Genomic DNA, 7,326 nt, shown 5'->3' on the forward strand with positions numbered 1-7,326 from the left:
CCGTCGACCGTCCGGCACGGTCCATCACAGTGATAAAGGTTCTCAGTATGTATCGCTGGCCTACACACAGCGGCTTAAGGAAGCCGGATTACTGGCATCAACAGGAAGTACAGGCGACTCGTATGACAACGCGATGGCGGAGAGCATCAATGGTCTTTACAAAGCGGAGGTAATACACCGTAAGAGCTGGAAAAACCGTGCAGAAGTGGAACTGGCCACACTCACGTGGGTGGACTGGTATAACAATCGACGATTGCTGGAAAGGCTGGGCCATACTCCTCCGGCAGAAGCAGAAAAAGCTTATTATGCTTCCATCGGAAACGATGATCTGGCAGCCTGGGTTCACAGATAAAACACTCTCCAGGAAACCCGGGGCGGTTCAGTTGCTGAACTGCTGGAACCGCTGTATGACATCCTGCGCCAGTATGTGCTGATGCCCGGTAAAGTCCATACCGATGATATCCCCGTTCCGGTCCAGGAGCCGGGCAGCGGTAAAACAAGGACTGCCCGGCTGTGGGTCTACGTTCGTGATGACCGTAACGCCGCTTCGGAAATTGCAGCATAAGTTATCCATGCTCTGAGGTGGGTGGAGGTGGGCCCTCCGGTCAGGGTTTACAGGAGCACTGACCAAACGACCCGGTGCTGCTTCATTCTAAGGAATGAGGTGGTGAGCGACTCGGGAAAAGGCAGAGGTCTACTGTCACGTGGGGTTCGGGAAGCTGAACGAAAGTAAACTGTCCGATGAAGCATCGAAATCTTAGATGATGTCAAAATGGGGCCGTACAGCCGTCCCCTGATAAGCGCAGAAGACACCTGCTTGCTGACTGCGCGGCATCCGGTGTGAAGGCAGCAGGATCCCGGGCCAGACCATCTCAGGGAACGTGAGAACCTGTTTCCGGCACGTATCGGGAAACAGGGGCGGCCCCATTCGTAGTAGTGATGAAAGATCTGTAATGGGTCTGGAGCGAAGGGATGGGGATCACATTCATTGCAGAAGACACAACCCAAAAGGGGATGACGTAACTGATGCAACGAAAATCATTTGAAATACCAAAAGCACTGGTCTGGGCATCCTATCTGGATGTGCGTCGCAACAAGGGAGCCCCCCGGATGCGACGGGCAGACTTTGAAAATGTTCGACCAGCAACGTGATGGCAATCTATACAAGATCTGGAACCGGCTATGTTCGGGAACATGGTTTCCGCCACCAGTGCTGGAAAAACGGATCCCGAAGTCGAATGGCAAGGAACGCATTCTGGGGATCCCAACAGTATCCGATCGAATTGCTCAGGGAGCGATAAAACTTTTCATGGAAGAAAAGCTTGACCCGATTTTCCATGCTGATTCATATGGTTACCGACCAGGCAAATCAGCTCATGACGCTCTGAAACAATGTGCCATCCGGTGCTGGCGTTATAGCTGGATACTGGAAGTGGACATCAGTGCGTTTTTCGACCATGTGAAACATGATCTGGTGCTCAAAGCTCTGGAACACCACGGGATGCCTAAATGGGTCATCCTGTACTGTCGACGCTGGATGGAAGCGCCAATGCAGAGTTGTGAAAATGGAGAATTAATAACCCGAACACGAGGCACTCCGCAGGGCGGGGTCATTAGTCCGCTACTTGCTAACTTGTTCCTTCACTATGCATTTGATTTGTGGATGGAAAGAGAATATCGGGGGGTACCGTTTGAGAGGTACGCTGACGATATTGTAGTACATTGTTCACGAATGAGTGATGCAACAAGGCTAAAGAACAGGTTATCGGAGCGCTTCTCGGAAGTCGGGCTGGTCCTGAATGCAGGGAAAACGAATATCGCCTACATTGACACGTTTAAAAGGAGAAACGTCGCAACGAGTTTCACCTTTCTCGGATATGACTTCAAAGTGCGTACGCTGAAGAATTTCAAAGGCGAACGGTACCGAAAATGCATGCCGGGTGCGTCAAATGCAGCAATGCGCAAAATAACAGAAACAATCAAGAAGTGGCGTATACATCGCTCAACAGCTGAGAGTTTGCTGGATTTTGCGAGGCGCTACAATGCGATAGTGAGAGGCTGGATCGAGTACTACGGAAAGTTCTGGTCCAGAAATTTCAACTATCGACTGTGGAGTGCAATGCAGTCACGTCTGCTCAAGTGGATGCAGTCTAAATACAGACTTTCGAACCGGAAGGCTCAGCGAAAGCTGACGCTGGTAAGGAAGGAGTATCCGAAGCTATTTGTTCACTGGTATTTACTACGTGCATCAAATGAGTGATCAAGAGCCGTATGACGCGAGAGTGTCACGTACGGTTCCGTGAGCAGCCGGGGAGTGAAATTCTCTCCGGCTGACTCGACTCGCGGGTTCCGACAGCGATGACGAACATGCGGCAGTGTTGTACTCGCTGATCGGCACATGCCGTCTGAACAATGTGGAACCAGAAAAATGGCTGCGTTACGTCATTGAGCATATCCAGGACTGGCCGGCAAACCGGGTACGTGATCTGTTGCCCTGGAAAGTTGATCTGAGCTCTCAGTAAATATCAATACGGTTCTGACGAGCCGCTTACTTTTGGCGTAATTCTGCTGCGCCTTTACTGAACACAATGCCGTATTCAGCAAGAAGTCCACGAATGTGATTTATCAGTTGTGTCCTTTCCATTGAAACCAACCGACGCATATTCAAAAAAGTCTGGACGTCCTGTTGCTCCAGAGTTTTTATTGGTACGGGTCGTATAGTTCCATGTTGGCAGGCCTCAGCTATTGCCTGTGCGTCGTTATAATCATTTTTCTGGCACCGCTGATAAGCTTTAACATGTTGTGCCGGAAGCAATATTACATCATGGTCGAGTTTCCTGATTTCCCGGGCCCAGTAATGAGATGCCCCGCCAGCCTCCATCGCAACAGTCATTTTAGGCTGTTGCACCAGCCAGTTAAGCAGTTGATTGCGAGAAAGTTTGGTCTTTCCTGCGGGTTTGCCATGAGCATTGATACTGAAAAGATAAAAGTTCGTTTTAGCCAGATCAATGCCGGTGATTTTCTGTTCAGACATGGTATCCCGCTTACTTTTGTGGTTAAAGTTTATCCATCATGGCGCAATTGAAGGCTGCCGTGAAAGAGGGGGAATACTATCTCATCGGTTACTGTTAAACGGCTAAGAGAAACTATCTTTTTCAAGCAAAGAAGATACGGTGAAACAGGCGATTTCACCGTGAAATACTGTTCAAAAAAAACGCTAATAAAAGCAAAATTTCTTTTAAAACAGCCAATTAAAAACTGGTGAGTTGCTGGCGAAAAACTTGAATTTTCACAGCGAATTCAGATTATCTTTTAGTACAAGAGCAATCATACGATCTAACTTATCCTGAACTTCCAACGGTAATCTGCCGAATTCATATGAGAACGTACGTCCCTTTACTCGTTTTCGAGCAAATTTATCTTTACTATCAAATTTCCATAACAAAGTTACAACCGCTTTATCCTTTACTCCTGAATCAAGCAATGAAGACATTTCCTTGGTTATAAGCCGCATAATACTGTTTTTAACCTCGTCTTCAGAAAGATTGTCATCAGCAGTAATAAGCTCAATACTCGGCGAGATATTCTTCATAACTTCATCAATAGATATATCACCCAGCCTCAGTCGTTCACTTAATTCAGCCAGTTGCCTGTAATCGGCGTATGTCAGCTCAGACTGAACAGGAAAAAGAGACACAAAATCTTTAGGTACGGACGCTGCTTGGAGGGCACGAGTCACCTTAGCTGCCGACAATCCCTCTCTTTCCGCAATTTGCTTCTGGTTCATACCGGCCTCTTTGAGACGTACTAAACGCAACCCAATTTCACGAATATTATGTTCAAGTGACGTCTGCAAATCTTTCGCCAGATGCTGAGCTTCAGAAACAGTAAGCTCATCATCCGTTACAAGTACACGTAATCCAACCTTGCATAGCAAAGCTGCTGCCCGACGACGGGAACCATCCAAAATCTCAATAAGATCGCCAGTCCGAATCCCAATACATGGATAGAATTGTTGTAAACGTATAGTTCTGGTGATGTCTTTTAGTGAGTCCGGCGTCAGGGCTGTCTGTTCGCGGCCATTCACCTCTTCAACCACAAAAGTTTGAGTGTCCACTTTGTCATGATCAACCTTGATCTCAGTAAATTTTGCCTTTCGGCCAGTATTGAGGGTAAATACATGAACTGGAGCCGATATTTCTTCAGTATTATTCAGGATATTTGTATTCAGCGTACGGCCAATAGTCGGTCGGTGCTTTCTGTTTTCCATCAGTAGTTAGCCCTTATAAATTCAATACGATCAAAAACTGCTTTAGCGAAATCTTCTGCTGCCATACGTGCATTTTTCAAAGCTTCACCACTGCCAACATAAGTAACAGGATTCGCAGATATCACGGTATCAAACGACTCGCCGCTTCTCTCAAAACCATCAAGACGTGGCATTGAAACATCAAGCATGTCACCACCGAAAATCTCTTTTGTCAGGCTATGGCAGTATTTATGATCTGACTTATTCGCCAGTTTCGACATGAAGCCAATATTTGCCTGCAAACGGCATGAACATCCATCCTGTTCAATAATCTGTACAAGTTCAGGTAAACGAGCCAAATATTTAAGCGTGGAATGGAAATCAACTTGTGCTGGCGGCACCGGTGTAAACATGATATCTGCGGCAGCAATGGCATTTTTCAAAAATGCGTCCAGATGCGGGCCTGTATCAATAAGGATGAAGTCGAAATCATGCTTCAGCTTATCAATAATATTCTCACGCAATATCGCGTGTTTGTTTTGTCCTAATAGATGCTCCTCGCACAGAGTATCCCAGTTTGATGCAATAAAGGCGTCGTCAATAGAAGCCGGCATAACATAAACGCCAGGGATAACTGACGGAACGATAAAATCTTCCAGTAATTCCTCACGACTCACGTTCTGCAACATAGCCTGCGGTGCGGTTGTATCAACCAGCCCCACCGCATGCAAGTAGTTCAGAAACATAGTGGCTGATGACTGGGGATCTAAATCAAGGAGCAGAATACGTAAATCTTCTGACAGCAGGTGAGGATGAGCACGCAGGGCGTGAGCTACGGAAACACTACTCACGGTTTTAGACACACCGCCTTTTAGACTACCGATGAATATGGAATATGCCTCACTATAACGATCGCGATATTTAGGAATGCCACGATGTGCATAGATATCGATAATGTTCTGGATGGTTAATGCATATTTTGTCGCGGTTCCTGCTGGGCGTTTTTCAAACTGATAGCCCTGAGCCTCCATCTCACCGACTGCACCATCCACGCTTGCGCGCGTTAATTTTGGAAGCTTAGCTACAGCAGACTTTGAATAGACTTGATAAAAAACATCAGCCTGAAACTCCTGCTTTTGCTCCTGAATCTGTTTTGTTAGGGCGAGCAACATTTTATCTGCACGCTGCGCAACCTTACTTAACTGCTCAAAACTAGTCATTCCCCCTCCGTGCTATGTAGGATTTTAACTTATTACAAAAAAAACTGCATTAGCAGGGTAATGCATGCAAGTGCATATTGTACATGCTTATATTAAAAATGCGCGCATTGCTGATTTATTAATCATCGGAATGAATATTACTGTAAGATAGTATGCCTTTCCGGGAGAAAGACGCTGATTTCCCCCGAATAATCCAGTTCACCACCACACTCCGGACAACAGCTTTCTTCAGGCTCCAGATGGTGTATTTCGCGGGAAACATGTTCCGGTAACGGACGACGATGACGTGACTGTCGCAACAGGCGGGGGTAGTGCTTCCAATCAGTAGAACATGTGCTTTTCAATGAAGGAGCCGATGACTTTTTCGTGGATTTCCACGGAACGCGAGAAGCAGATTGTTTTACGTGCCAGCCGCTTGATGCGGGTGCGGAGGGTCCGGTTGTTACGTTCAATACGTTGCGTGAAGATTTTGCCGGTCAGGTGTTTCTCCTTCGGCACTTCTCTGGCGTAGCTGCCCCAGTCATCGCTGGTCACCATGCCGATACAGAACGGAGTCAACAGGGCTAACAGTTCCCGACAGGTCTCATCATTCCGTGGCCCGAAAGTGTAAGCCAACACACCGCCAGTTTTAGTGTTGTACGCATACCAGAGCCAGTGTTGTGTCAACGACGGATGAAAAGTGATCCACTTATATCTCCACCAACGGCCCAATATTGATCCACCGTTTTACTCAGGATTAGCTTCTGCTATAACCCCGGCCTTTCGTTTCTGTCTGAGTCGATAGCTTTCTCCTTTGATTTGAACGACATGTGAGTGGTGTAAGATACGGCCCAGCATCGCTGAGGTCAGTGCTGCATCACCGGCGAACGTTTGATCCCACTGCCCGAACGGTAGATTGGATGTCAGGATCATTGCGCTCTTTTCATAACGTTTAGCGATGACCTGGAAGAACAGTTTTGCTTCTTTCTGACTGAACGGCAGATAGCCTATTTCATCAATGATGAGCAGGCGGGGGGCCATTACTCCACGCTGAAGCGTCGTTTTATAACGGCCCTGACGTTGTGCCATAGATAACTGAAGTAACAGATCTGCTGCTGTTGTGAAGCGAACTTGGATACCTGCACGGACTGCTTCATAGCCCATCGCTATTGCCAGATGGGTTTTCCCCACACCTGATGGCCCCAGTAATACGATATTTTCATTACGTTATATGAAGCTGAGTGAGCGTAACGACTGGAGTTGCTTCTGCGGTGCTCCGGTGGCGAATGTGAAGTCATACTCTTCGAACGTTTTCACCGCCGGGAAGGCTGCCATTCGGGTATACATCGCCTGTTTACGTTGATGACGTGCCAGTTTTTCTTCATGAAGCAGATGCTCCAGGAAGTCCATATAACTCCATTCCTGGTCTACTGCCTGTTGTGACAGCGCAGGCGCTGCGCTTATAAGGCTTTCCAGTTGCAACTGCCCGGCGAGCGCCATCAGTCGTTGATGTTGCAGTTCCATCATCACGCCACTCCTCTGCAGAATGAGTCGTAGATGGAGAGTGGATGATGCTGGGGGGGTTGTCGAAGCTCACCAGATTTTCACCAGGATGCACGTCATACTCTTTTTTCTCCGGAGGCAGTGCCAGCATGGACTGCTGCTCTTCGAGCCAGCGATCACAGGGACGGGCCTGGATTGTTTCATGCTTTCGTTGGTTAGCGACATCGTGCAGCCAGCGCAGACCGTGGCGGTTGGCTGTTTCAACATCGACAGTGCTCCCCATCGGGCGCAGGCGAGTCATTAGTGGGATGTAAAAACTGTTACGGGTGTACTGCACCATCCGTTCCACCTTACCTTTAGTCTGTGCCCTGAAGG

Annotated in this window: 5 protein-coding genes and 7 pseudogenes; 4 read left to right on the forward strand and 8 right to left on the reverse strand. The window is 47.7% G+C overall.

What is annotated here, in order from left to right:
• Positions 1–352 (forward strand): integrase core domain-containing protein (locus BGK49_RS06645; protein WP_146628126.1); only part of this gene is annotated, 352 nt, incomplete at its 5' end.
• A 24-nt stretch (positions 353–376) separates the two neighbouring features.
• Positions 377–556 (forward strand): annotated as a pseudogene (locus BGK49_RS25705) (IS66 family transposase); the annotation flags it as partial.
• 316 nt (positions 557–872) lie between these two features.
• Here BGK49_RS25705 and BGK49_RS30910 read toward each other — a convergent pair.
• Positions 873–1,211 (reverse strand): annotated as a pseudogene (locus tag BGK49_RS30910) (hypothetical protein).
• Between BGK49_RS30910 and ltrA the strand changes: the two are divergent.
• Entirely contained in the window at positions 1,133–2,260 is a 1,128-nt protein-coding gene (gene ltrA / locus BGK49_RS06655; protein ID WP_005031020.1) for a group II intron reverse transcriptase/maturase, read from the forward strand. The pseudogene BGK49_RS30910 and the gene ltrA overlap by 79 nt on opposite strands.
• Positions 2,261–2,342: 82 nt before the next feature.
• Positions 2,343–2,522, forward strand: a pseudogene (locus BGK49_RS06660) (transposase domain-containing protein); the annotation flags it as partial.
• Between the two features lie 26 nt (positions 2,523–2,548).
• Here BGK49_RS06660 and BGK49_RS06665 read toward each other — a convergent pair.
• The 7 genes and pseudogenes from BGK49_RS06665 to BGK49_RS25725 form a co-directional block, all read right to left on the reverse strand.
• Positions 2,549–3,034, reverse strand: a complete 486-nt coding sequence (locus BGK49_RS06665; RefSeq protein ID WP_000003223.1) for an IS110 family RNA-guided transposase — start codon at positions 3,032–3,034, stop codon at positions 2,549–2,551.
• Between the two features lie 255 nt (positions 3,035–3,289).
• Positions 3,290–4,270, reverse strand: a complete 981-nt coding sequence (locus BGK49_RS06670) for a ParB family protein (protein WP_000431557.1) — start codon at positions 4,268–4,270, stop codon at positions 3,290–3,292.
• Positions 4,270–5,469 (reverse strand): AAA family ATPase, encoded by a 1,200-nt coding sequence (locus tag BGK49_RS06675; protein ID WP_000200287.1) that lies wholly within the window; start codon positions 5,467–5,469, stop codon positions 4,270–4,272. Before BGK49_RS06675 ends, BGK49_RS06670 begins: the two co-directional genes overlap by 1 nt.
• Before the next feature lie 173 nt (positions 5,470–5,642).
• A pseudogene (locus tag BGK49_RS30915) lies at positions 5,643–5,777 on the reverse strand (hypothetical protein); the annotation flags it as partial.
• Between the two features lie 13 nt (positions 5,778–5,790).
• Positions 5,791–6,132: pseudogene (locus tag BGK49_RS25720) on the reverse strand (IS1 family transposase); the annotation flags it as partial.
• Between the two features lie 63 nt (positions 6,133–6,195).
• A pseudogene (gene istB, locus BGK49_RS06685) lies at positions 6,196–6,978 on the reverse strand (IS21-like element helper ATPase IstB).
• A pseudogene (locus tag BGK49_RS25725) lies at positions 6,975–7,326 on the reverse strand (IS21 family transposase); the annotation flags it as partial. The pseudogenes BGK49_RS25725 and istB, both read right to left, overlap by 4 nt.

This window comes from Shigella sp. FC1544, from assembly GCF_001722145.1.
In the GTDB taxonomy this organism is placed as follows: Bacteria; Pseudomonadota; Gammaproteobacteria; order Enterobacterales; family Enterobacteriaceae; genus Escherichia; species Escherichia coli.

Coding starts and splice junctions, on each gene's coding strand:
- ltrA (WP_005031020.1), top strand. CDS start 1,133: ATGTTCGACCAGCAACGTGATGGCAATCTATACAAGATCTGGAACCGG.
- BGK49_RS06665 (WP_000003223.1), bottom strand. CDS start 3,034: ATGTCTGAACAGAAAATCACCGGCATTGATCTGGCTAAAACGAACTTT.
- BGK49_RS06670 (WP_000431557.1), bottom strand. CDS start 4,270: ATGGAAAACAGAAAGCACCGACCGACTATTGGCCGTACGCTGAATACA.
- BGK49_RS06675 (WP_000200287.1), bottom strand. CDS start 5,469: ATGACTAGTTTTGAGCAGTTAAGTAAGGTTGCGCAGCGTGCAGATAAA.